Raw genomic sequence first — 21,721 nt, 5'->3', positions numbered from 1 at the left:
TCAGCGCTCGAGACGGAAGTTCGAATGAATCTCAGTGCCTTCGTCCAGCCCTTGATTGGCGCTGTAGGCGAGATGCAGTGAGACGTGGTTTTGGTGGGTCAGCGTGTGCTTGAAATGCAGAATCAAGCCGGCGCCCACAACGTAGGCGGCGGGAGTGATCGGAAATACGTCCATTCCTCCATCGTTACGAAGGCTGCTCGAAATTCCTGACCACTCGCTTGTTCCTATTGCGAAGCCCGGTAAAAGAACTGTGAACTCAGCGCTTGGTTGAGGCGTGCCTACTTCGTTATGCGTGATAGCGGTCCAGTTTGGCGGTGCCCAATGGTTGTTATGATGCCACTTGGTGTCCACATTGGTTACACCAAATGATAGGGCCTGCTCGGCTGATATGAGCTTTGGTCCGTAGTGCTCGTTGTGCCAAGCTTTGATTTCTGCGTGCAGTGAGGAGAATCTCGAAAGTTTCTTTTCATGGTCCAGGATAATTTCAGAACGGGCCTCTCCATCGTTGATGCGATTGCCAAAGATGCTGCGTGCTGCCCAAAGCTCAATCGGCCTGTGAACGCGTTCATGTGCTTTGGCGTGAAGATACAGGCCTCCAGCAATGATTGCTGCTCCCGCGAGCACCAATGCAACTGCGGCCCATCCGGCGAAGGGCACAAACACCGTGGGCCCTGCTATTGCAAGCCCGGCCTCAAGGACGATGACAGAGCCAACAGCCATGCTTACTCCACCGGCTGACGTATAGCTGGCTGCAGTTGAATCACCATTATCGAGTTGGCGTTTCGTCTTGAGTCCATCAGAGAGCAAGCCAAATGCTATTGCAGGGTATCCCGCTAAACGCGCAAAGAGATTACTGCTCAAGAACTTGATCACGCCGTTACCAAACCCCATCCCCGGCGCCGTCGAACTCAATCTCAACATCACCGCCTTCTGCGTTGCCCGTACGCTGACCAATGTCGCCGCAGCTGCACCGATCACACCGAAAATCGATGCCGCAAACCCGGTGGTATATTCCGGCGCATCGCTTTTCTGCAGGCTGTTGTAAGCCGTCTTCAGCGAGATCACGTTGAACCACAGCATCCCGGCGTTCAGACCACCGCCTCCGCCCGAAGTAAGCAACCCGAGCAAGTTGGGTTTAACCCGCGCAGTGGTGGTCAACTCAACCGCCACCGTCCGATTGCCCGAAATACGCAGCTGCTTCATTTCCTCAACCTGCGCCATGCCGCTCTTCAAATACCGCTCCACCTCCTGGCTGAACGGGTTTTCCCGGATGGCCTGGTCGGTGATCTGGTAACGCGCCGCCAACAGCCCCAGCGCTTTCTCGGCATTGGCCTCACGCGCCGCCAGCAGTACTTGCTGACGCAGGGTATGGCTGGCGTCCCAGCGGGTCTGGCCACGCAGGCGTTTGAGCACCACGGCGTTGACGGACTGGGCAGTGAGATCGGTGATGTCGGCAATGGCCGGAAAACGCCCGGCCAGCCCTTCGATGACATTGTCGCTGCCCCCCAGCACACCGCCGGCCGCATCGGCTTTGTCCTTGAAGGGGTTGAACGGCGCCAGGGCGGTGTAGAGCGGGCTGTCGTGCTGGTCCAGCCACTGTTCCAGGCGTTTGAAGCGCAGGTCTCGGTCTTCGGTACCGGGTGTCGGCTGGCCCATCGGGTAAATCAGCAGGGCCAGGGCGATTTCCAGGCCACGGGCCGAGATGCGTTCGTTGCGGTCATAGCACGCCAGTGCGGCGGCCAGGCTGTAGGGGTCATCGATATGCGCAGCTTCGGCCGTGGCCAGCCACGCGTCGTGATCATGACTGGCTTGCAGGGCAAGGTTGCGCAGGCCTGCAATGCGCTGCTCCAGCTCATCGCGTTCGGCGAGGAACTGCAGGTATTTGTCGGTATCGATGCGCAGCGCCAAACGCGCACCGTTTGGGGAATAGTCCTCGTGAGTGAGGGCCCGATAACGTGCCTCGGCCGGGGGGAAAGGGCGTCCGGTGCGGGTGGACTGCAGCCTTGTCTCGACCACTTCGGTAGCGGGCATATCCGCCGGGTACATCGTCTCCAGGGTTTTGTTCAGCAACAGGGCGACCAGGTTGCGATGGTGAAAATCGCGGCTCTGCTGGCTGAGCCGTTCGGCATCGAGCTGGTAGCACGCCGGTACGCCTGCCTGCTCGGAGCCTTGTGCAGGTTTGGTGTGTTCCAACTGCTCGGCGGGCATCAGGTCGTGCAGTTGGTGCTGGTAGGCCGAGACCGACAGGCTCAGGTCCAGGGCCACGCCTTCAGCATCAGCCAGCGCCACCACCACCGGTATTTTCGGCTGGGTGCTGGGATAGTCCCGGGCAATGGCGTTGAGCCTGCCGACGGACAAGGTGGTTGTGGACGCGTGGCTGCTCCAGGTCAGGGACATACGCCGGCTTGCCGGTTTGTAGTCTTCGACCCAGTTTTGCAGCGCACTGAGCGGCAGTACATGGGGCTGGGTGGAGGGGACTGGGTTGCCGGCAATCAGCTCGGCCATGTCCAGCTGGCGCATATGCCGTTTGCGCAGGGCTGCTGAAGCGGTGATGCGGGCAGTCGTGGCGTTGGTCCACAGGTGCGGGCTGTAGCCGATCCACACTTCCTTGGCGGTGTCCGGGCAGGTGTCGGCCCATACCCAGCCCATGCTCTGGCTGGCCAGATAGCGTTCGCGCAAGTGGTAGCCTTCCAGGCCCTGGTAGCTCAGCTCCCGGTAATGTCCTTCGCCGTCGTATTCATGAATGACCAGCTTTTCGCCCTGAGGACCTTTCATGAACACGTAGATGTAGCCTGGGCGCAGTGCGCGCAGGGTGTAGGACGAGTGCTGCAGCGGGGCGAAGCCTTGTTCCAGGTTGAAGCCTGCGCCTGCGTAGCGACAGGCAGGGGCATCGCCCGTACGCGGCACGATGGCATAACGCACTGGCAGGATGGGCACGCGTGGGCTGCAGGCGGGGCCGGAGGTGGCGCTGCCGACGGCGGGGCTAGTCATGGGTGGATTCCTTGATTTGGACCAGTGCGTGCAGCTCGCGAAGACGGGCCTGGGGCGACTCGTTGAGGTTGGTGTAGATCTTCGTAGCCTGGTCACTGCTCATCAGCCACATGTGCCCGGCCATCAGCCGAATGAACTGACCTGCGGTTTCCTCGTCGCGAAAGTTGAGGGATTCCAGCTGCGGCAACAGGGCTTCAATCCATTTCCTAATGGCGGCTAACGTTTGGGCGGCATGGGGTGGCATGGCCAAGACTTCGTGCGCCAGCGTGAGGATGAAGTGCTCGCGTATACCTGCGTGCAGCCGGTCCAGTTCATGTACGCGAAGGCGCAGCGGTACTTGCGATATCAGGCGGGCAGTGGTCGGGATGTGTTCGTGTGTTTTCCATTCATGGGCCGGCCCCCAGTTGACTCGCCAGGCTAGTGACGACACAGGCCCAAGCCAGGTGGCGCGATGATCCTCGTCCAAGGCATCGAGCCAGGCTGCAAGATGATCCGGCTTTAAATAAAAAGTGGCTGCTCCCTGATCCGGGAGCGTGACCTGAGTAAGGCTGGTGAAATGGTCCGCTAGCACGGCGAGGCACGCTTCGCTATCCAGTGCTATGGCCCCTCCAACGGGCATCCAGGTGGTGATTGCATGGGCAAGGAGTTCGGGCGCTTCTGAAACGTCGACCAGCAAAGGGCCAAATTCGTGGCGGTCGTCCAGCGCGCTGCGCTTCCATAGCCATGCATGTTGAGTATTTCGGCTGACGTTATGGATGAGGTCGAGTACTGATGGGGCATAGGCCGGCACCAATTCGCCTTCTTGCGGTATGGGCCGGTAGGCCCAGTACTCGAGCTCGCGGGTCATGAGCAGCATGAAGCGATAGGGATGTCCGAGAGGTTCGCCGGACAGATACGAGGGTGTTGTATTCATTGGACTGGCCCTTTGATACAGCGGCAGTCGGGCAACGGGCAGGTGCCATCGGGGCGCCGCCCGCATAGGCGGTCCAGAGGTTTGCCAGTGATGGGGGTGCTGCTGATGGAAAAGGGGTTGGTGCTACCGCTTGGAGATTGGAGCAGGACGCCGTTGATGTGTAGGTTCGGGCTGTCCAGGGTGATGCCCGTGTCATCAATCCGGATGGAGCCTCCAGGCCCTTGGATGATCACAGCTTCCGCTGTTCGAAGGTCGTAGCGTCGAGTGCGCCTGCGGATTTCCAGTCCCGCCTCCAGCTCTGCATGGCCCTCGACCTGCTGCTCAAGATTGCCGCCGACGCTGATGTGGTGATTGGCTGTGATCTTGTCGTGGCGATGGTTGCCGACGGCTTCTATACGGTCTTTGGCGATGTTTATTTTCTGATTTCGGCCTATATCGACAAACGTATCCTGGCCAATCCGGACCCGCTCATAATTACCCACCGTTTGGCTGCGGTCATGGCCGATACTGAGCGTCTCGTCATGATCGACCTGTTCACTGCGGTCATTGCCGACGAAAGTGGTTTCGTTGTGTTTGACGACGTTGTTCTGGTCCTTCTCCGCATGGATGAACACCTCCTGCCGGCCCAGCTCATCCTCAAACCGCAACTCATTGAACCCATCCCCCTTATGAGTCTGGCTCTTGATGGTCATGCGGGTCTTGTGATCGGGCAGGTCGTAGGGCGGCAACTGGTTACCGCAATAGGTGCGCCCGGTGATCATGGGTTGATCGGGGTCGCCGTTGACGTACTGGATGATCACGTCCTGGCCGATCCGCGGGATGGCCATCGAGCCCCAGCTGCCACCTGCCCAGCCTTGGGATACCCGGACCCAGCAGGAGCTGAACTCGTTGTTGTTGCTCTCCCGGTCCCAGGGAAAACTGACCTTGACCCGGCCCCATTCGTCGCAATAGATCTCCTCACCTGGCGGGCCGACCACGGTGGCCATGTGGGGACCGTCGACGCGGGGCTTTTTGAGCGGAGCAGGGCGCCACTCGGTTCTGCCGGGTACCAGCTGAGCGGTTTGCTCGTAGTGCGTGCTCTGGTCGAGGCCAGCGGCTTCTTCCTGCAGACTGGTGAACTGGCTGCCCTTGTGCAACACGCTGTTCACGCGCCAATGCGCATTCAGATCATCACGTGGGTGGCCGGTGAGCGTGAAGCTGAGCCCAGGCTGCAGCCTGACGTCATCGCCCTGAACTTGTGCAATGCGCACATCATGACGCAGGGCAGTGATCCGGTTTTCGGTAAACGGTTTGCCCACGGCATCGCGTTTGTAGCGGCCGGGATAGTCGAAACGCTCGTACTCGGTGGACTGGTGTTCCAGGAAAGGGCCGTAAGCACGGTGTTCCTGGCGATACGCCGGGTGAGTGAAGGTGTAGTCGCGCTGGACCTGTCGCGAGGTTCGGACCTGCTCGCTGTAGCGCAAGCGCCGTAGGCAAGGCCTGGTTTGATCGCCGCCACTGTTGGATTGATACAGGACGGTGTTGGGATCGATAACGTCCTCGCTATCGAAGAGGTCATTGTTGTCGGTCTCGAGCGCGCCATGGCTGATCAATCCAAGGGATTGCAGTTGATCCGTGATGATCAACTTATGCAGTTTTTCACTGTGCTCGAAGCGATAGACGAAGCCCTCTTCAGCCGCCAACCGGGCGATGAAGTCGAGGTCGGTCTCGCCCGCTTGCACGCAGAATTCGCGCACCTGATGGTTCAGGCTCGCGCGAAGCTCGTATTGATCGATGCCCTGACGCTGGAGCATCAGTTCAATAATCTGCGGGACGGTCTTTTGCTGAAAGATGCGCCAGTTCGAGCGCAGTCCGGCGCGGGCCAGGATGGGCTCGACCAAGGCGTGGTAGTAGGTACGGTAAAAGCCGCTTTCACCCTGGCTGAATCGGCTGACCAGCCCATGCACGTGGCGCAGCGGACCTTTGCCATCCCAGATTGTGAATACGATGGGTTTATCCAGCAGTTGGCCGAAATCGATGTCGGGCTCGAAGCTGATCAATTCCAGCTCGAGCGTGAAAGGCGCGCTGATTTCTTCCTGGAGTTCAAACGACACCACTTCAAACTCGGCGTTGCCAACGAGTGGCTCAAAGGTGTACCGAAAATCAGATTGGCTGGGCATGAAATGTCCTTCCGCCGTCCGAGAGTTCAAACGCCCCCGGCAGGGCCTGCCTGCCAGGGATGTTCAGCCGGGTTAGACGACCGGCTTACGCCAGTCGTCGGAGCCTTCGGTGCCAGCGGTGACGTGTGTCCAGGAGATCTTGCGGTATGACATCGAGACCTCGATCAACTGGGTGAAGTCAGCGTTCTCCTTGTTTTGTGCATGAGGCAAGGTGGTGTTGATGTCGACGATGGTGGCGTCCTCCAGCTTGGTGGTAAAGAAATGCTCCTGCTTGCCCTCTACCGAAGTGCGGTACCAGTTGACTTCAACGGTCGGCAGCATTTCGCCGCTGGACAGGGCCTGATACATGAGCGGTGTCGCCTTGTTCAGGGCGCTGGTGAAGATGAAAGGCTTGTGGACCCGTTGGCCTGCAGGTTGGCCGCTTTGCGGGTCGGTGGGTACGGTCACCTGGTGCTTGATCTCTTGCACCAGAATCTCGTCTTCGTGGCCCTCGACAAACACGTTGCCGACCGAATCGGAGGTGAAGGCGCCCGCGGTGATGTTGCCTTGGGTCTGGCCTTCGATCTTGATGTAAGCGGGTGTTGGCATGGCAGTTTCTCCTGCGTCCATGTGGATAAGCACGCGCATGAGCGGCAGCGTGGCCATCGGAATCGATGGGCTTTTTCAACGCAGCAAACGCCGCGTCAATTCGTTGAATACGGTTGTGCCGACTGCCGGCTGTTCATTGCTGCAAGATGCCGTTGAGCGACTGCAGCACCTCGCTGGTGATCAGGTGCAGGCGGTAGCTGTAGATGCCGTAGGCGGTGGCCATGGCGATGGCGGAAATCACAAATGGGCTCCACCAGGGCCACTGCCGATTCATGCGGAAGTTGCGCGGGGCAACGTTGGTGTAGGGGTCAGAGACCGTTGTCGGCGTGGGCCCTCGTAGTTCACGGATGATTCCGTGGAGTTGGTGAATGAGGGTATTCAGCGTTTCTTCGCCTTTGGGCGCGAGGGCGTACTTGCCTTTGAGTCCCAGGCACAGGATGAAGTACATGAACTCCAGCACGTCCTTGTAGCGCTGGGGCTCTTGCATCAGGCGCGAGATAACGGTGAAGATCTTTTCGCCGCCGAACGTTTCGCTGTGGAAAATGCTGAGCAGGGGCTCTTGGCTCCAGTAACTGGTCTGCCCCCAGGGGCGCTCCATCACAGCTTCATCGATGAACAGGCAAAGGCCGTACGAATACGCCAGAAGTTGCGTGGTCTCGTAGCCATGCTGACGCATCTCTTGCTGGATGTTTTCAATCTGGATGCGTACCTGTTGGTGCACTTCCTCGATGTTGGGCAGCGCATCGAGCGTGCGTAGACGCATGACCAGTCCAAGCAGTGGTGTGGCTGCGTCCAGCATCAGGTTGTCGTAGCCGCCCCGTAGCTGAAAGTCGGGATCGGCGGGGTAGCCTTTGTCAACAGGGGCGGGCTTTGGTGTGGTTGCCTCGCAGGCCTCGGCGCCAGTGGGTAAAGCCTTTCCAAGCTTCGATGGCAACTGCTCAGTTTGAGCTGATGCGGTTTCATTGCGTGTGAGGTGGTTCTCTTGCATCTCACTCACTCCTGATCGCCCAGAACTGCAACTCAAGCCCAGGGAACTCCCCCGCGATATGAATCCCGAAACCGTTGGCCGTCTTCATGCAGACCCAGGCCGGGTCGCGGCGGTCGAGCTCGAAGTAGCTGAACCCTGCATGGAAGGGCAGGTCGCGAGGGGCAACAGGCAGCGGATTTAGCGCAATGCCGGGCAACTGCTTGTGCACCAGGTCATTCAAGGTGTCCAGGGATGTGACCTTGGCTTTCTGCAGGAACAGCCGGCGCAATGTTGGCGGCGGCAGGTCCGCGCGCACGGCAAGAATGAAGTCCGCGTCATCGATCAGGCGGCGGTCTTCGAGCGTTGTCGTCATCACGCCGTAATCCAGCGCGTCCAGCGGCAGCGAGATGGCCCGCGGTTGCAGGACCGTACCCAGGGCGCGGCGTAAGGTGTCCTGCAGTGGCTTGAATGACGTGCGCAGAGCCGTGTGCTGATAGGCGGGGAATTCTGGAGGCAGCCGGCTTTCGTCGGTGAAGGTCACGAACTCGCCACAGGCCTGGCTCATATGCAGGTACAACTGCTCGGGGTGTGTCTGCCCCTGCCTGGCCAAGTGCTGGAAGCACGGCCACCAGCGGTTCATGGCCTGCAGCAGGTTGAAGTCGCGGATGTCGGCAATACCGGACTGGCCCGATGCGCCTATCCGGCTAGCTAGGTTGCGCGAGCGCTCGCGCAGGGTATTGGTGATCTCCTCGAGGTAACGCTGGAGTGCCGGCACCGCCCGTACCGAGACGCTGGTCGGATAGAACCCTTCATCCAGTTGCAGGCTGCCATCGGGCCGGCGCTCCAGAATGCGCGCCATGGCAAGGCGGGTGTAAGCGCTGCTGTCATCGGCCTTGCGTTTGAGCTGAAGGTTGGGCACTGCCAGATCGACCTGCGCCAAGTCGCCGTCGGCGCTATGGGTGTCCTTGATTTCCTGAGCCTGTGCGCTGTAGCGGAAGTTGGCGGCATTGTCGGGCCAGCTCACCTCTCGGCCACCCTCGGTGCGCAGTGGCAGGCAGAGATAGATCTCGCTGTCTTTCGCGCCGTTGTCCTCGATTTCCAGCGGCGGCGGCGGTGGCAGATCTGCCGGGATATCGAACACGGTGCCGTCCGGCATGATGCCGCGTGCGCGGGTGATGGCGATCTTGCCCAGGCTCAAATATTCGTCGTTCAGTTGCAGTTCGCTGAATCCATAGAAAGCTGCGTTCAGGCTGCCAAGGCGTTGATGCAGGGCCGCTTCAGCGGCACGGCCAGCCTGCTGGAAATGCTGCGGTTTGACGAACAGACCTTCAGGCCACAGGACGGGATTACGTGAACTCATGAGCGCTCCATGTCAGCGTGAGTAAGTGAGAAGGGCAGGGTTGCAGGCGCCATCAGTCCTCCTCCTTGAGCAGGATCTGCGTGTCGTTGAGCAAGACCGACAAGATCATGTGTTGGCCGCGCGGTGGAATGCGCAGTACCTGGCTCCAGGTCGCGTTTTCCTGGTGGCGGTAGTCGGCGATCACCGCGATGAACCGGGTCTCGGCCTCGATAGCGGCAAACGGAATGAACTTGAATTGCCCGGGGCGTAGCAGATAGTCGTCATCACGAATGTAGGTGCTGCGCAGCACCTTGGCGGGATCCTTGTCCAACAGCTCATAAATGCTGTTGCGCAGCAGCGAGTCGTCGCGCAGTTGCAGGATCTTGATGGCCATTGGGGTGGCGGCCGGCTCGGAGGCCACTGTGGTTGTACGCGGTAAGGTCAGCACCACATTCGAGTCTTCGTAGTGGCCCGGCGTACTTTCCTCCAAGGGAGAACGAGCCGGCTCATCGGCCTCGTCCTCTGGCAGTTCGACGGGCGAGAAGGCCGGGAATTGCTCGTTAAGAAACTCGAGCAGGGTCTCGACTTTCTCGGTCAGGGCATAGGGGTCGCCCGCGCTCAAGCTGACCGCGTAGGGGCTGTATTCCAGGCTGCTTTCTTGCTCAGTCGCTGCTTGCAGGCTGTTGGGGTTGCTGTTGAGCGTGGGGCTCGCGTTGATGCTGAACGCGATTTCGGTGGGCTGATCCTTGGTCGCGCCGACGGGTATCGAGGGGTCCATCGCCACTTGGCCCATCTTGCTCAGGGCGGTGCAGCCCGAGGACCCGATCAGTGTTGCCAGAAGGCCGGCCATGAGTGAATGGCGCGTCATGAGCGTTCTCCTGAGATCAGTCGATCCAGCGGGTTCTCTTGCACTGGCCGCGTCACTGCTTCCAGGGCCGCCAAGGGATCGTTGCCCATGCCCGGATCGAAGGCCGAGCAGATCTCAGCGACGACTGGGGCAGCCGTGGGCTTGTGCAGCCAACGCTGCGCGGGTGCATCCATGATGAGTCGCTCGAGCACCCGCAAGTCAGTGTTGAACAGCTCTTCCAGCGAACGGGCATCAGCTTGTGAAAGCTGAACCAACAGTCGATAAGCGCCAACACGTAGCCGGTCACCCTCGAGCAAACGCCTGGCCGATAGCGGCCCCAGGCTATCGAGGTTGTCGTTCAGGTAGGTGCGCTCGCAGCGGTCGATCACGCAGAAGCCGCCTTCGATCCAGCGGATCTCGCAATGGATCGGCGCCACGCCCTGCTCACGATCATTGATCAGCCACGTGGTTCCCGCGCTGCCGACGGTGCCACCTGCACGATCGAATTCGTGCCGGGCGGTGACGTTGTGCTGCAACTGGTCGAGGTTGGTGATGCTCAAGATCAACGTGCTCATGAGCGCCCCCGGAACCGCACGACGGGGCTGATCTGGCCGCGGCGGTCATCGACGAAGCTGGTCCAGCCCAACTGGGCGCCACGGCTGGGGTGCAGGCAGAAGGGCGACAGCGCGTGCTGCTTCAGCCGCAGCTCCAGGTCGTAGGCCAAGCCGTCGCGCAACAGGAAGTCGATCAGAGCACGCAAGCGGTTGAAGTTGATGCCGCTGGGCAGCAGGTAACGCAGCTGTGCCTGGTCGAGCTCGCTGATCACGATGGTGAACTTGCTGCTGCGAGTTCGCGTGCGGCTGCCGACCATGAAGGAATTGCCCAGCTCACCATTGTTGCGGCCAAGGCTTACCTGTTGCTGGATTGTCGTAGGTACCAAGCGGGTTTCGAACTCGCGAATCTGCACCTGCTTCAGGTCGAAGCAGTGCGCGATGTTGCCGGCGACGGTACCCGGTGCGCGGCTGCGGCTGGCGATGACGCCGGCGAAGCTGAGCAGCCGGCTCCAGGGCAACGCCGTGTCGCCGCGTAGCTGTTTGTCATTCAACCCGAGCAGGGCAAAGATGTACTGGGAGAATCCATCGCTGGCACCCGGCTGGAAACGAATGTAGTAGCGGTACTTGCGCCAGATGCGGTGTAGCAGGCTGAGCAGGTAGTGATTGAAGAAGTCGAAGAACGCCGGACGCACGCCGATCCCCTGTGCATGCTCGTATGCCACCTGCTCCAGGTAATAGGAGGGCAAAGGCGAATCAGTGCCGTGCAGGCCCATGAACGTGGTGCACACGCGATAGCGATCTTGTGCTTCGGGCATGCGTTCGGCCTTGCAGATATCCGAAACGGGGAAGCTCAGGCGTGGGTCGCTGCCAAGCCGCACGCGCAGGCGGGCTTCTTTGCTGGGCCAACGGGGTTCAAGATCGTCTCCGTGAAGCCCGTGGAGGCGCTCGAGCAACTGGTAGAAGTTGTACCGGTGCGCGCCCGCGAGCAACTTGTCGGCTAGATCAGCGGTTGCTTGCCGGTCTGGATGGGCCATGTGTAATGCTCGTTGTTGGTGATGTTGATCACTTCCAGCTGATGGAAGGAATTGATGCTGGAGTACAAGGCGAAGAAGTGCGCGAGCACACAGCCGAACAGGTACAGGTCGCCTTCGCAGAGGAATGCAGCCTGGTCGAGCTTCAGTTGCGTGCGCAGGCCGCGAATGGGCTGCCCCTTGATCAGCCAATCCAGAGGCGCCGTTTGGATATCCCGGATGCCGTCGAGGCGTTTGCGGGTGGTGCGTGTCTGCTGGATGTCGTGCAATGCCGCGAAGTCATAAGCGCGAATAACCGCCTTCAATGGCTCGGCTGAGAGCAGCGACAAGTAGTTGAGCGACATGTTGGATATCAAGGACCATTGCAACTGGCCGTCCAGCACCGGCCGAAAGGGGCGGGTCGGTGCACAGATATTGGTGTAGGTGGTCAGTGGCGGGGTGACTTCGCTGAGCACATTGATGTCATCGATGCCCAGAGCCAGGGGTAGATCGCGGTTGGTGCAGGTCAGGTCGATGGACGCCGTTTCCAGCTCACCGATATAGGTATTGGCGTCGGCACGCACGAAGGCGATGCGATGCGTGACGCCATCACCTCGCAGTGAGTCTTCGAGGGTGTAGCGGTAATACAGCGCCGTGCGCCCTTGAACATGCTCGATCTCATGGGCGAACGATTCGAAGGGGCGGAAGGTTCGCAGGTGTTTACCAGTACTTCCGTCGTTTGTCGTACGGGTGCTGATCACCTGATCGACACTGAAGATTTCGTAGGCGTGGCGCTCGGCACCTTTGGGTGTGAGTTCGACCTGGGCGGCCTCGTTGGAGAGGTCAATGGGGTCGGCGCTGTGCTTGAACAGGTTTACCGCAGGGGCGCAGAACAGGTTGAAATCCGCTTTGCCAATGCGCAGCGAGTCTGGTAGCTGACGGGTGAAGTGGAATTCCAGACCCACTTGCTGAGTCGTCTGACCAGGCCAGATCTTCTCCAGGCCTGTCAGGGCGAAGAAGTGAAAGCGCTCAGGAAAAATGAAGTATTCCTGCAGGATCCGGTAACCGTCGAAGACGTTCTGCGGATAAGGCAACAACGCGTCGTCCGGGCTGAAGCCTGGGAAGACGATGCTGCTGGCCGGCAGCCGGCGAGCCTGACCATTGATGGTCACGCTGACATGGCTGAGATAGTGAGCGATCCATAGGTACAGTGTGCGCGCTGTTCGGGTGGTACCGCTCAGGTGAAAGTCGAGGCTGGTGCATTCGAGCGTATTCAATGGGCGCTCGACCAACGTGTGTAGGTCGATGCGAACCACTGAACTGTCGAGCGTTTGGGTTGAGCCCACCGCGTCGATCTCGAACGGATGAATGTCCACGGCGGTACAGGTGCGGAACTCACAGGGAATTCCGTCGACAGGCTTGGAGAACAGGCGTGCCCCCCTTGGCACGCGTTGCGACTGGCTGAGCGCCTGTTTGCACGGTGTGAACTGGATGATCGTGGCGCTCGGCAGCGGGCGAAGGTAGTTGGGCCACAGCAGTTGCAACATGGGGTGCGTCAGCTCTGGGAGGTCGTCCTCCAACTTGAGGCGCAGCTTCGCCGTCAGGAAGGCGAAGGCTTCCATCAAGCGCTCCACATCGGGGTCGCTACCCCTCTTGCCCAGCAGCCGGGCAAGTTGTGGATTGTCCTGGGCGAAGTCGTCCCCAAGTTCATGGAGGTAGCGCAACTCTTCGCTGAATCGATCTTTGAGCGACATCGATTACCTCACTCGGGTATGGCGGTTATGGCCGTTGACCAGCAACTCCAGTTGCAACTGCTCCGTGTGGTTATTCACCTGCACTTGGCAGTCCAGCCTGAAATGCAGCTCCTGAGGGGCGTGACAAGCGGGCACGGCCTTGAGTGAACGTACCTGCACGCGAGGCTCGAAACGCTGGATGGTGCGGCGTATGTCGGCGCTCACTTGTTTCAGGAGGTCGCCACTGCTCACGTCATGCCCGTTGAAATCGCGCAGGCCCAGCTCAGGGCTGCTCTGTGAGCAACCCTGGCGAGCGTTGAGCAGCGTTTCCAAGTGGCGCTTGATGGCGGCGAACTTGTGGGACGCGTTCTCTTGCCTGGACGGCGCCCGGATCACGGACTGATCGGCAACCAAGCGGTCGAAAAATCCGCTCATTGGGTGTCGAGCCGGCCTACCAGGGAGATCTCGAAGTTCGCGCCCATGTATTTGAAGTGCGGGCGTACTGCGAGCGAAACCTGATACCAACCCGGATCGCCGGCAACGTCTGAAACCTCGACCTTCGCAGCACGTAGGGGGCGGCGGCTGCGCACGTCGGCCGAGGGGTTTTCCTGGTCGGCGACGTACTGCTTGATCCATTTGTTCAGCTCGGACTCAAGGTCGCGGCGCTCCTTCCAGCTGCCGATCTGCTCGCGTTGCAGCACCTTGATGTAATGGGCCAGCCGGTTGACGATGAACAGGTAAGGCAACTGTGTGCCCAGCTTGTAGTTGGTTTGAGCCTGCAAGCCTTCCGGGGTCTTGGGGAAGTTCTTCGGTTTCTGTACCGAATTGGCCGAGAAGAACGCGGCGTTGTCGCTGTCCTTGCGCATGGTCAGCGCAATGAAGCCTTCTTCGGCCAGCTCGAATTCCTTGCGGTCGGAAATCAGCACCTCGGTTGGGATCTTCGCTTGCAACTGCCCAAGCGCCTCGTAGAGATGCACTGGCAGATCCTCCACGGCGCCACCGGACTGCGGGCCGATGATGTTCGGGCACCAGCGGTAGCGGGCAAAGCTGTCGTTGATGCAGCTGGCCAGCAGGAAGGCGGAATTGCCCCACAGGTAATTGTCGTGTCGCCCGTCGATACTTTCTTCGTAGTTGAAGCTTTTGATCGGCTGTTCCTGGGGGTGGTAGGCCGAGCGAAGCATGAAGCGTGGCCCGGTCAGCGCTGTGTGGCGGGCATCTTCGCTTTCGCGGAAGGCGCGCCATTTGGCATGTCGCGGCCCTGCGAAAATGTCTTTGATTTCCTTCAGGTTTGGCAGCTCTTCAAAGCTGCTCAGATTGAAGAAATCGGGGGCGGGGGCGGCCAGGAACGGGGCATGCGACATGGCACCGACAGAGGCCATGTAGCTCAGTAACTTTATGTCTGGCGAAGAGGGGCCGAAGTTGTAGTTTCCCAGCATGGCCGCCACCGGCTCACCACCGAACTGCCCATAGCCTGCGGTGTAAACGTGTTTGTACATACCGCTGCAGGTGATATCGGCGGCATTGTCGAAATCGTCGAGCAAGTCTTCTTTGCTGACATGCAGGATTTCAAGCTTGATGTTCTCGCGGAAGTCCGTGCGGTCCACCAGAAGTTTGAGGCTGCGCCACGATGATTCGAGCGCCTGGAATTCCGGCTGATGAAGAATGGCATCCATTTGCTTGCTGAGCACTCGATCCAGTTCTGCAATCATCTGGTCGACGCGATGTTTATTGATTAGTTGATCTGGATCACCAGTTTTGAGTATTTCTGCAATAAAAGCCGATACGCCTTGACGAGCGACTTGATAGCCCTCTTGAGTGGGCACTAGTTGTGTTTGCGCCATGATCTGATCGAGCAGAGTGGCATGGCTCAATGTCTCGCCAGATAGTTCAGCGGCGAGGGAGGTGCTGGTTGGCTTTGGCATGGGGACGCTCCGTTGTCTCAGTCTTCTTTTGGCGCCTCAAGCACCAGGTCCAATTCTTCGGCGAGTTGTTTGCGGGCCTGCTCGTTGTTCAACAGGTGATGCAATTGCTTGCGGAAAGCGGGCACGTTGCCCAGCGGGCCTTTCAGTGCCACCAGCGCCTCACGCAGCTCCAGAAGCTTGCTGAGCTCTGGTACTTGGCGGGCGATGCCGTCTGGCCCGAAGTCATTGATCGATCTGAACTGCAGATTGACCGCCAGCTCCGCGTCGATGGCCGTGCTGAGCATGGACGGTACCGACATGGCCAAGCTGACATCGGCGTCGTTCAACACGTTGTTGAAGGTGTGTTTATCGATGCGCATGACCGATCGGTCTTCCAGCGCACGGGTGTCATCCAGGCCGAAGTCGCCCATTACCAACATCTTGTGCGGCAGCTCTACTTCGGCCTGTTCATCGCCGGTGGCGGGTACGTATTTGATGTTGATGCGTTCTTTGGGTGCAACCGATCCTGTGGATTTTGCCATCGCAGAATCTCTCCGTGTTCTAGTAAGAGTTGTCCGTATTGAGTTTTTATTTGCAAATTAGTGTGTGGGAAATTTCCTAATTACTTGTTGGAGGTGTAAACAAGGTGCGGGATTGGTTGTGCGTCGCGTAAAAACATTGCGCTTGGTTTTATCATGTCGTCGAGTATGAAAATGTAAAAAAATATTTTTTTGTTTGTTGCTGTCCCGATGGGCTAGGCTCTTGCTGTTTGCGGGAATTTGAGTGCCTGGGAGGGCTGTTTCAGATCCACTGATTTGAATAGGTCATATGCACTATATGAAAGGTATTTACTTGCGATGCTTGGTAATAAAAATTGTGGCGTAAGTCTTTGGCTGGTGCTCGGGTGTATGCCAACACCCGTGTATTCCGATCAGGATTGTTCGCGGATCGTGTCCAACCTTGAGCGTTTGGCGTGTTTTGATGAGGCCGCCGGAACGCCTGCACACTCGGTGCCCATGCAGTGGTCGCCGCCAGAACAGGACTCACCCACGGTGCGCCGGGTGCTGACTCACGAAGCAGGACGCCATCCCGACGACCTAACGTTTCGACTCACGCCTGAAGACGACGGGCTGACGATCTCTGCACCTGCAATCGCTTCGGCCGTGTCGCATCCCTACTTGGTGATCAGTTGTTTGCAGAACATCTCCAGGCTGCAACTGGTCGCCGCGCAACCCATTGATGCTGGTCGGGTGACGGTGCGATTGCAGGGGGAGCGGAGCACCACCGTCGCAACCCCTTGGCAGGTGACGGAGAACGGTCAGGTACTCGATGCGGGCCGGGGCTTGCCCGGAATCGAGCAGATCAAGCAACTTATTGGGGCCCATCGCATTCAGGTCCAAAGCGACAACCCTTCCATTGATGGATTGGTCTTCGATGCCCAAGGCCTGGACCCGCTCATCGACGAGGCGCGCAAAACATGTCGCTGGTAGCAGAGGTCAACGCACAGGAAATTGCCCGGCTGCTCGCACCCATCGATGCGCAGGCACCCGTCGGTCTGTTTGATGTGGAGGACGAAACCTATCAGGCCATTGACCAGGAAATGGTCAAGCTGGGCGGGCTGCAGGCATCCACCATCGACTGGGCCTATATCGAGGAAGCGTCACGACAGTATCTGGCGCAGCAGTGCAAGCACTTGCGTATCGTCGCGCACCTGAGTGCTGCGTGGCTTCGCAGTGGATGTTGGGAGCGATGGGGTTTTACCTTGGCGTTGCTGGCCGGCATGGTCGAGCGCTATTGGGAGGTTGCGCATCCAAAGCCTGGCCCCAAAGGTTTCCTGGGCAAGCGCAAGCTGGTTGGCCTTGTGCTCGATCGCTTGAACGAAGCGCTGCCGCGCCTGGACCGCTACACATTCAACCCTGCTCATGCGGCCGTAGCTCAAGAGGCATTGCAGCGCCTGCGACAGCAGCAAGCCGTTGCTCAGTTGGATGGAGCCATTCTGAATGCTGTCGACCGACTGCTGCGCAAGCAGGCGGAGCAGGCGAGTGGCGCTGGCGAGCCTGCTGCGGCGAAGTCGTCGGCGGCGGCCAAGTCTGCACCGCTGGCCGAGGTCATTGCCACCCCAATGCCTCGTGTGTCGTTAGGCAACGAGCGTGAATCACGACGGGCCGTGCTGGCCATGGCCGAGATGATCAATCAACAAGACCCCTACGACCCGACGGGCTACCAGTTGCGTCGATTCGGCCTGTGGTCCCATATCCAGGCGGCGCCTCAAATCAAGCAAGGCAATCGCACGGAACTGATGGCGGTGCCGCTGGATATCGCCAGCGACTATGAAGAGGCGATTGCTGGCACCGCGATCGACGCGGTGTTGCTTCAGCGGATCGAAAAGAGCGTGACGGCTTGCCCCTTTTGGGTACGCGGCAGTTTCCTCGCGGCCAGTGCGGCGACACGGCTGGCGATGGGGGAGGTAGCTGAGGCAATCCGCGCAGCGACTGCCCGATTCGTCCAGCGCATGCCCGCGCTCCAGCAATTGTGTTTCAGCGACGGCAGGTCGTTCGTGGACGATCAAAGCATGGCTTGGCTCAGAGGCGCAGCTGGGCAAACGCAAGCCGAATCTGCCCACGAGTTCGCAGGCCTGCGCGAAGAGTTGGCCGGTCAGTTGGACGCAGGTGGGGTAGAGCCGGTCTTGCTCAAGTTGCAGGCCATGCAGGCGGACCTTCGTGCTCCGCGTGAGCGCAGCCATACCACCGTCATTGCGGCCGATCTCTTGGCAGCGCGAGGCGTGTCCTGGCTGGCTCAGGACCTGTGCGCCAGCGTCGCACGGACCATGCAGCACACCACGGCCGCCGTTTGGGAGCCAGAGGTGTTTCGACGACTGCAACAGTATGCCTCTGCCCATGTGTTGGCTGATCAGAACAAGGACTAGGCCCCCCATGAATCAACTATGGAAGCTATTGAAACGTTGGGGTTTGCCCCTGATGACTCGGATCGGCCTGGCCATGCCGCTGCTGCTTGTGCTGGGTACCATGCTGATGCTGGTCGCCATCTGGTGGCTCGGGCCGCAGTGGACGTGGCGTGAACAGCACCCGCTGGCCAGCATGGCGCATCGCAGCTTGGCCAGCCTGGTGCTCGTGCTGGTGCCGCTGTTGTGCTGGCTAGTGGTGCTGCGCAGGCGATACGTTCGCCTGCAGGCTGAGCGCAAGCAGGCGGTGGACGCTGAGCTGGACAGCGTATTGCCGCTGGTTCAGGCGCAAGAGAAAGCCTTGGACCAAGGACTTTCGCGATTTCTCGATGGCGCAGGCGGGCGACGTGCGTTGTATCGATTGCCCTGGTACTTGGTGATAGGTGACCAGCATGCTGGCAAGACCAGCTTCATCGATCGCACAGAACAAAGCTTTTCCCTGACCCGCATCGACAAGGCACAGGCTCGGGGCAGGCAGGCCCAAACGCTAGCCTTTCCGATAGGTTGGTGGGTCAGCAATGATGCGGTGATCATCGATCCGCCAGGGGCGTTCATCCGGCAGGAGTCGCTGGCAGGCTCGCCCGTCGACGAATCAGCCACACAGCAAGTGCCACCTGCAACCTCGGCCAGGCTGTGGCAGCACCTGCTGGACTGGTTGTTGCGCAGCCGCAGCCAGAGAGCCCTCAATGGCATATTGCTGGTAGTCGACTTACCCGCGCTATTGCATGGCACACCCGAGCAGCGCATTGCCTTGGCGCATGTGTTGCGCGCCCGTCTGTACGAGGTCAGTAGTCAATTGGGTTCGCGGCTGCCGCTGTATGTGGTGCTGACCAAGTTCGACCTGTTGGACGGGTTCGACCAGTTCTATGCCGGGCTTTCCGTCCCCATGCGGGAAAAAATGCTCGGTTTCACGTTCAAGCTGGATGCGATCGGTACGTTCGACGCTTGGCTGGAGGAGTATGGCGATCACTACGAACAGTTGATCAGCCAGCTGTTCGAGCAGGTGGTGGATCGGCTCGATGCGCTGGACAGTGCTGCGCAGCGCGCGCGCCTGTTCTCATTGCATGCCCAATTGATCGGCTTGCGCCCAATACTGCTGGAATTCCTGAAAGAAGCGCTGGCCAGTGATCGCTACACCACGCCAGCCTTGGTACGCGGGGTGTACTGGTCCTCGGTCATCCAGCAAGGTGACATGATCAATGCGTTCGTGCGCGAGGCCGCGCAACCCTACAAGACGAAGCTCCCTCTGCTCGAGGGGAAGGCGCAAACCAAGGCGCTGCCGTACTTCATCCAGCATGCGTTCGGGCGCGTCATCTATAAGGAAGCCGGACTTGCTGGGGATAACATCAAGGTGGCACGCAGCAAGCGCCAACTCCTATGGGTGGGCTCAGGGGTAGGCATGCTGGCTTTTTGTGTCGCCATCGCCGGCTGGCAGCGCTTTTTCGACATCAATGGCGACAAAGCCGCCAACGTGCTTGCCAAAAGCAGGGAGTACAGCCATCACGAGGTGGACCAACGTCTGGATCCTACCGGACGCAACCTGCTGGAGCCGCTGGACCAGATTCGCGATGCGGTATCGGTTTTTGGCGACTACCGCGCTGCATGGCCGGGTGTTTCCGATTTTGGCCTGTATCAGGGGCGCGCTATAGGCCCGCGTGTCGATGAGGCATATCTCAGCTTGCTCTCCAAGCGGTTTCTGCCGGCCTTGGCCAGTGGTGTGATCGATGCCATGGATGCGGCGCCGCCAGGCAGTGAGCAGCAAATGGCTGCCCTCAGGGTTTACCGCATGCTGGAAGACCGTCAGAACCGCCGCACCGAATGGGTCGAAGAGTGGATGGCCCGACAATGGCAGCAGAAATTCCCTGGCCAGGGGCAACTGCAGCGTGACCTCATGCGTCACCTTAAGTACGCCTTGGCCTACGCCGATACCGACCTGCCGCAGTACAGCCAACGTGTCGCGGTGGCGCAGGCAGCGCTGCGCAAGGTGCCGCTACCCGAGCGGGTTTACGCCGGCCTGAAACAACAGGCTGGGGAGCAGTTGCACACCGGGCTGGACTTGCGTCATCAGGTTGGGCCTGCCTTCGACGTGGTGTATCAGCCATCCATGGGCGCCAGGATGGGTAATGATGTGCTGTTAGCGCCGATGCTCACTGCCAAAGGTTTCAAGGAGTACTTCGAGCCACGCAGTCAGAGCTTCGCCGATTTGGCGATGATTGACCAATGGGCGCTGGGCGAGCGTAGCCAGCTCGATTATTCGGACGCCGACAGGGAGGCGCTGAGCGAACGGCTGCGCAACTTGTACAGCGCCGATTACATTGACAGTTGGCGCCGTGCCCTCAACGCTTTCAGCGTGGCTGATTTCCGTGACCTGGACCATGGTGTCGCGATCCTGCAGCAGTTGACGGGGCCTGCGGCGCCGCTGCATCGATTGCTCGATACGGTAAGGGACAACACGTCGCTCTCATCGACTGGTGTTGTTGAGGTGGCAGATGAAGCCAAGACCGTGCCACCGACAAGTAGTAAGCCTGGGCATCAGCAGGCGTGGACTATTCAAAGGGCCTTTGCCGGGCTGAGCGCGATGCTGCAGGCAACGGCAGAGAAGCCTAGCTACTACGATGAAACCCTGGCTGCTATCGCAGACGTGCACGACTACGCCAAGGCGGTGCAGGACAGCCCGGACCGAGGCAAGGCTGCTCTGCAGGCCGTGCGTCAGCGTTTCTCGATGATCGGGCATGACCCCATCGGCACCTTGCAACGGGTATCCACCGGCTTGCCTGAGCCTATCAACCACCAGGTCCGAAAGGTGGCTGATCAAACGGCGCAGGTATTGAACGTTGAAGCCCTGCGCGAGTTGGAACGGCGCTGGGACGCCGAGGTGTACAGCTTCTTCCAGCAGCGCCTGGCAGGTCGATACCCCTTCGTGGCCAGGGCGCCCGACGCGTCCCTGGATGACTTCGAGGCGTTCTTCGGGCCGAAGGGCCGGCTGAAGCAGTTCAATGAGCAGTATCTGAAGGTGTTCCTGAAGGACAACCTCGAAGCCCTGCAAACCGGCCAGCAGGGGCAGTCCCTGATCCGCAGCGATGTGATCGAGCAGTTGGAACTGGCAGACCGCATTCGCGAAACGTTCTTCGATCAACGCGGCAACTTGAGTGTGCAGTTCAGTATCGAGCCGTTAGGGCTGAGTGCGAACCAGCGCACCAGCCTGCTGGATCTGGACGGTCAGTTGATTTCCTACACCCATGGCACGAGCCAGATCACCGGCATTATCTGGCCCAATACGCTTGGGCAACATGTGCGTAGCAACCTGACACTGCTCAGGCAGAACGGCAACAGCAGCAGCCTGGAGTACCGAGGGCCATGGTCCATGTTTCGCCTGCTCAGTCGCGGTTCGCTCAATGGGCGGACGGCGACCAGCGTGGATCTGAGTTTCAGGACTGGTGATGGTGTGATGCGCTACCGACTCAGCGCAGAGAAGGCCTTCAACCCAATTACTCAACAACCGTTCAAAGGCTTCCGCTTGCCGCGCGGGTTGCTGCAACAGACATCCAGTGTGGCTCTGGTCGGACAGACGATCGCACCTGTCATGTAAGGAGTGGGCGATACAAAAGGAAGGGCGAGTACAAGCTTTGCATTTCTGCACCCAGGCCATCGAACAACTTGAGGCTGGGATGCGCACCGTGCGCAATCCGATCGTCGCAGGAGGAGAAGTGATGGAAGAAGAGGTGACCCCGCTATCCGAACAAGCATTGTTCGTGAG

16 protein-coding genes are annotated in these 21,721 nt (G+C 59.6%); 3 read left to right on the top strand and 13 right to left on the bottom strand.

Annotated elements, in window-relative coordinates:
* The 13 genes from AC25MA_RS00435 to tssB all read right to left on the bottom strand — a co-directional run bounded on the left by AC25MA_RS00435 (position 1) and on the right by tssB (position 15,544).
* On the bottom strand, positions 1–2,991 hold the full coding sequence (locus AC25MA_RS00435) for a T6SS effector BTH_I2691 family protein (RefSeq protein WP_486971674.1): 2,991 nt from the start codon (positions 2,989–2,991) through the stop codon (positions 1–3).
* On the bottom strand, positions 2,984–3,904 hold the full coding sequence (locus tag AC25MA_RS00430) for a DUF4123 domain-containing protein (RefSeq protein WP_238348089.1): 921 nt from the start codon (positions 3,902–3,904) through the stop codon (positions 2,984–2,986). The genes AC25MA_RS00435 and AC25MA_RS00430 overlap by 8 nt, the downstream gene beginning before the upstream one ends.
* Positions 3,901–6,063: a type VI secretion system Vgr family protein gene (locus tag AC25MA_RS00425; RefSeq protein ID WP_486971673.1), complete on the bottom strand. Its 2,163-nt coding sequence runs from the start codon at positions 6,061–6,063 to the stop codon at positions 3,901–3,903. Before AC25MA_RS00425 ends, AC25MA_RS00430 begins: the two co-directional genes overlap by 4 nt.
* 72 nt (positions 6,064–6,135) lie before the next feature.
* Positions 6,136–6,651, bottom strand: a complete 516-nt coding sequence (locus tag AC25MA_RS00420) for an Hcp family type VI secretion system effector (protein ID WP_102682902.1) — start codon at positions 6,649–6,651, stop codon at positions 6,136–6,138.
* 133 nt (positions 6,652–6,784) lie between these two features.
* A complete protein-coding gene (gene icmH / locus AC25MA_RS00415) occupies positions 6,785–7,639 on the bottom strand; it encodes a type IVB secretion system protein IcmH/DotU (RefSeq protein WP_486971672.1) in 855 nt (284 codons plus the stop codon).
* A gap of 1 nt (position 7,640) precedes the next feature.
* The gene (gene tssK, locus AC25MA_RS00410; protein ID WP_213883007.1) at positions 7,641–8,978 is read right to left on the bottom strand and encodes a type VI secretion system baseplate subunit TssK; all 1,338 of its coding nucleotides are present in this window, start codon (positions 8,976–8,978) and stop codon (positions 7,641–7,643) included.
* A gap of 52 nt (positions 8,979–9,030) precedes the next feature.
* Complete coding sequence (gene tssJ, locus AC25MA_RS00405) at positions 9,031–9,825, bottom strand: type VI secretion system lipoprotein TssJ (protein WP_186595380.1); 795 nt, start codon at positions 9,823–9,825, stop codon at positions 9,031–9,033.
* Positions 9,822–10,379, bottom strand: coding sequence for an FHA domain-containing protein (locus AC25MA_RS00400; RefSeq protein WP_186595378.1), 558 nt, complete (start codon positions 10,377–10,379; stop codon positions 9,822–9,824). Before AC25MA_RS00400 ends, tssJ begins: the two co-directional genes overlap by 4 nt.
* Positions 10,376–11,392 carry a type VI secretion system baseplate subunit TssG gene (gene tssG / locus AC25MA_RS00395; protein WP_486971671.1) on the bottom strand — a complete coding sequence of 339 codons (1,017 nt, stop codon included), beginning with the start codon at positions 11,390–11,392 and terminating at the stop codon, positions 10,376–10,378. The genes AC25MA_RS00400 and tssG overlap by 4 nt, the downstream gene beginning before the upstream one ends.
* Positions 11,356–13,122 carry a type VI secretion system baseplate subunit TssF gene (gene tssF, locus AC25MA_RS00390; RefSeq protein ID WP_186595374.1) on the bottom strand — a complete coding sequence of 589 codons (1,767 nt, stop codon included), beginning with the start codon at positions 13,120–13,122 and terminating at the stop codon, positions 11,356–11,358. The genes tssG and tssF overlap by 37 nt, the downstream gene beginning before the upstream one ends.
* 3 nt (positions 13,123–13,125) lie before the next feature.
* The gene (gene tssE / locus AC25MA_RS00385; protein WP_110739891.1) at positions 13,126–13,536 is read right to left on the bottom strand and encodes a type VI secretion system baseplate subunit TssE; all 411 of its coding nucleotides are present in this window, start codon (positions 13,534–13,536) and stop codon (positions 13,126–13,128) included.
* Positions 13,533–15,023 (bottom strand): type VI secretion system contractile sheath large subunit, encoded by a 1,491-nt coding sequence (gene tssC / locus AC25MA_RS00380; RefSeq protein ID WP_186595364.1) that lies wholly within the window; start codon positions 15,021–15,023, stop codon positions 13,533–13,535. The genes tssE and tssC overlap by 4 nt, the downstream gene beginning before the upstream one ends.
* 17 nt (positions 15,024–15,040) lie before the next feature.
* Positions 15,041–15,544 (bottom strand): type VI secretion system contractile sheath small subunit, encoded by a 504-nt coding sequence (gene tssB / locus AC25MA_RS00375; protein WP_186595355.1) that lies wholly within the window; start codon positions 15,542–15,544, stop codon positions 15,041–15,043.
* Positions 15,545–15,910: 366 nt separating this feature from the next.
* Between tssB and vasI the strand changes: the two genes are divergently transcribed.
* The 3 genes from vasI to tssM are packed head-to-tail and all read left to right on the top strand — an operon-like array spanning position 15,911 to position 21,553.
* The gene (gene vasI / locus AC25MA_RS00370; RefSeq protein WP_213883010.1) at positions 15,911–16,492 is read left to right on the top strand and encodes a type VI secretion system-associated protein VasI; all 582 of its coding nucleotides are present in this window, start codon (positions 15,911–15,913) and stop codon (positions 16,490–16,492) included.
* Positions 16,480–17,928: a type VI secretion system protein TssA gene (gene tssA, locus AC25MA_RS00365; protein ID WP_486971670.1), complete on the top strand. Its 1,449-nt coding sequence runs from the start codon at positions 16,480–16,482 to the stop codon at positions 17,926–17,928. The genes vasI and tssA overlap by 13 nt, the downstream gene beginning before the upstream one ends.
* Before the next feature lie 7 nt (positions 17,929–17,935).
* Positions 17,936–21,553, top strand: coding sequence for a type VI secretion system membrane subunit TssM (gene tssM, locus AC25MA_RS00360; RefSeq protein ID WP_486971669.1), 3,618 nt, complete (start codon positions 17,936–17,938; stop codon positions 21,551–21,553).
* Positions 21,554–21,721 lie beyond the last annotated feature (168 nt).

The organism is Pseudomonas sp. P65(2024) (assembly GCF_057480955.1).
This window is presented reverse-complemented; position numbering and strand designations above follow the sequence as displayed.